This is a genomic window from Mycobacterium sp., assembly GCF_032159565.1.
Classification (GTDB): Bacteria; Actinomycetota; Actinomycetes; order Mycobacteriales; family Mycobacteriaceae; genus Mycobacterium.
On the sequence record NZ_JAVHWR010000201.1, the window covers coordinates 1 to 2,914 of the forward strand.

Annotated in this window: 4 protein-coding genes; 1 reads left to right on the top strand and 3 read right to left on the bottom strand. The window is 68.0% G+C overall.

Annotated features, from left to right (window positions below):
- From QOC76_RS27475 to QOC76_RS27485, 3 genes are all read right to left on the bottom strand, one after another.
- Positions 1–233 (bottom strand): ribonuclease HI (locus QOC76_RS27475; RefSeq protein ID WP_526362464.1); only part of this gene is annotated, 233 nt, incomplete at its 3' end.
- Positions 230–967, bottom strand: a complete 738-nt coding sequence (locus QOC76_RS27480) for a zinc ribbon domain-containing protein (RefSeq protein WP_526362466.1) — start codon at positions 965–967, stop codon at positions 230–232. The genes QOC76_RS27480 and QOC76_RS27475, both read right to left, overlap by 4 nt.
- Positions 964–2,094: a Nif3-like dinuclear metal center hexameric protein gene (locus QOC76_RS27485; RefSeq protein WP_526362468.1), complete on the bottom strand. Its 1,131-nt coding sequence runs from the start codon at positions 2,092–2,094 to the stop codon at positions 964–966. Before QOC76_RS27485 ends, QOC76_RS27480 begins: the two co-directional genes overlap by 4 nt.
- Before the next feature lie 37 nt (positions 2,095–2,131).
- Here QOC76_RS27485 and QOC76_RS27490 point away from each other — a divergent pair, with 37 nt between their 5' ends.
- Entirely contained in the window at positions 2,132–2,806 is a 675-nt protein-coding gene (locus QOC76_RS27490; RefSeq protein WP_526362470.1) for an HAD hydrolase-like protein, read from the top strand.
- The last annotated feature ends 108 nt before the right edge of the window (positions 2,807–2,914 follow it).

Sequence of the window (2,914 nt, forward strand, 5' to 3'; positions counted from 1 at the left end):
ACCACCAGCTTAGAGTCCATCCGCACGTCGACCTCGGTGGCGCCGACCTTCACCGCAGCTTCCAGACCCGCGATCAGACCGCGGTATTCGGCGACGTTATTGGTGGCATGGCCGATCGACTGCTTGCTCTCGGCCAGCACGGTCTCGTGGTCGGCCGTCCACACCACCGAGCCGTATCCCGCAGGACCGGGATTGCCTCGGGACCCGCCGTCGGCCTCGACGATGACCTTCACTGGCCGCCGTCTTTGACGCGCAACAGGATTGCGCCACACTCAGGGCAGCGCAGTACCTCGTCGTCGGCGGCGGCGGTGATCCGCGCGATCTCGCCGCGATCGATCTCGATGCGGCACGCACCACACCGACGGCCCTGCAGCCGCGCAGCCCCTGGGCCACCGCCCGAACGCTGGCGCTCGTAGAGCGACACCAGGTTGGGATCTAGTCCGGCGGTCAGTTCGTCTCGCCGCGAGACACCTTGGTGTCGGTTCTGTTCGATCGCCGCGAGTGCGTCGTCGCGCGCCCGCTGCGCTTCTGCGAGTTCGCTTTCCAGCGCATCGATCTTGCCGAGTTCGTCCGTCTGCTTGGTCTGCAGCTCCTCGCGACGCTCCATCACTTCGAGCAGCGAGTCCTCCAGACTCGATTGACGACGTTCCAGCGTCTCGAGTTCGTGCTGCAGATCCGCGAGCTGCTTGGCGCTGATGGCGCCCGCGTCGAGCATCTTGCGGTCGCGGTCCTCTCGGTCCCGCACCCCTTCGATCTCGGACTCGAACTTCGCGATCTGGGCATCCAAATCCTCGAGCGCCAGCCGCAGGGACGCGAGCCGGTCGTTGGCATCGCCGTGGTCGGCCTGAATCTGCTCGAAGCGCTGTTGTTCGGCCAGGTGGCTGGATCGGTGTTCGATCCGGCTCAACTCGGCGTCGAGGTCTGCCAGCTCGAGAAGCGAACGCTGTTGGATGACTTCAGCTTTCATAAACCATTTCTCTCGATGTTCCAGGGATCGGTGCGGATCGCGGACACCCGCACCGGTAGCGACTCACCGAAGTGGTCGCGCAGCAGGGTGGCCGCCTGATGGCACCACGGATATTCGCTCGCCCAGTGTGCGACGTCGATCAACGCCACGTCGGAGCGCCTGCGGTGTTCGTCGGCGGGATGGTGCCGGAGGTCGGCCGTCACATAGGCGTCAACCCCGGCACCCGCGACCACGTCCAGCAGCGAGTCGCCCGCACCGCCGCACACCGCCACCCGCGAGACCTCGGCGTCGTCCTCGCCCGACGCCCGTATCCCCCATGACGTGCCCGGGAGGGCGTCGTGAACGCGAGAGACGAACGCCGCCAACGTTTGCGGTGTCGGCAGTGACCCGGTGCGACCGAGCCCGACATCCGCGGGTACCGCTGCCATCGCGAAGATGTCGAACGCCGGCTCCTCATACGGGTGTGCGGTTCGCAGAGCGGCGAGCACATGACCGCGCAGCCGGGCGGGAGCGACCATCTCAACACGGTCCTCGGCCACCCGTTCGACGGATCCGACGCTGCCGATCGTCGGCGAAGCGCCCTCGTGCGGAAGAAACTGCCCGGTGCCGGTGACACTCCAGCTGCAATGCGAGTAGTCGCCGATGTGCCCGGCGCCTGCGGCGAACATCGCCTCGCGGACGGCATCGGCGTTCCCGGCGGGCACGTACACGACCCACTTGTCGTTGTCGGGACCGCCTGCCGCAGGAGCCAGCACCTCTTCGACAGTCAGACCCAACGCGTCGGCAAGTGCATCGGACACCCCCGGCGAGGCCGAGTCGGCGTTGGTGTGAGCGGTGAACAACGCCCGCCCGCTACGAATCATCCGATGCAGAAGCGCCCCTTTGGCCGTGTCCGCGGCAACGGTGTCGACCCCGCGCAACAGCAGCGGGTGGTGTGCGAGCAGCAGCCCGTTGTCGGGCACCTCGTCGACGACGGCCGCGGTCGCATCGACGGAGATCGTGACCGATCCGACGACGTCGCCCGGATCGCCGCAGACCAGACCGACCGAGTCCCAGTCCTGGGCCAGCGTGGGTGGGTACGCGGCGTCCAGCACGTCGATCACGTCGACCAACTTTGGACTTGCCACATCACGACAGTAATGCGCCGTCAGAGACAATGGACGCGTGACAACCCTTGATGACACCACCGCGGCCAACCGGCCGCAGTTGGTGATCTTCGACCTCGACGGCACCCTCACCGATTCGGCAAAGGGCATCGTGTCCAGCTTCCGTCACGCCTTGGGCCAGATCGGCGCCGAGGTTCCCGACGGCGACCTGGCCACTCGCATCGTCGGCCCGCCGATGCACCACACGCTGCAGGAGATGGGACTCCGGGATGCCGACGCCGCGATCGCGGCATACCGCGCCGACTACTCGACGCGTGGTTGGGCGATGAACAGCCTGTTCGACGGCATCCCGCAACTGCTGGCCGACCTGCGTGCGGCGGGCGTCCGGCTGGCCGTCGCGACGTCGAAGGCCGAGCCGACGGCGCGGCGGATCCTCGAACATTTCGGGCTGGACGGGAACTTCGAGGTCATCGCGGGTGCGAGCCTGGACGGTGTGCGCGCCGCCAAGGCAGATGTGGTGGCGCATGCACTGGCCCAGTTGGAGCCGCTGCCGGAACGCGTCGTGATGGTCGGCGACCGCGCCCACGACGTGGAGGGCGCCGCCGCGCACGGCATCGACACCGTCGTGGTCGATTGGGGCTACGGACGAGCCGACTTCGCCGCACCGCTCGCCGTCACCCCGGCGGCGCACGTGGCGACTGTTGAGGACCTGCGCGAGGTGCTCGGTGTCTAATGTCGCCGCCGAGGCGGCTCCGGTGTCTAATGCCGCCGCCGCGGCGGCTCCGGTGTCTAATGCCGCCGCCGCGGCGGCTCCGGTGTCTAATGCCGCCGCCGCGGCGGC

Bases quoted from the DNA above. Each gene is read 5' to 3' on its own strand.
- QOC76_RS27480 (WP_526362466.1), bottom strand. From the start codon at position 967: ATGAAAGCTGAAGTCATCCAACAGCGTTCGCTTCTCGAGCTGGCAGAC.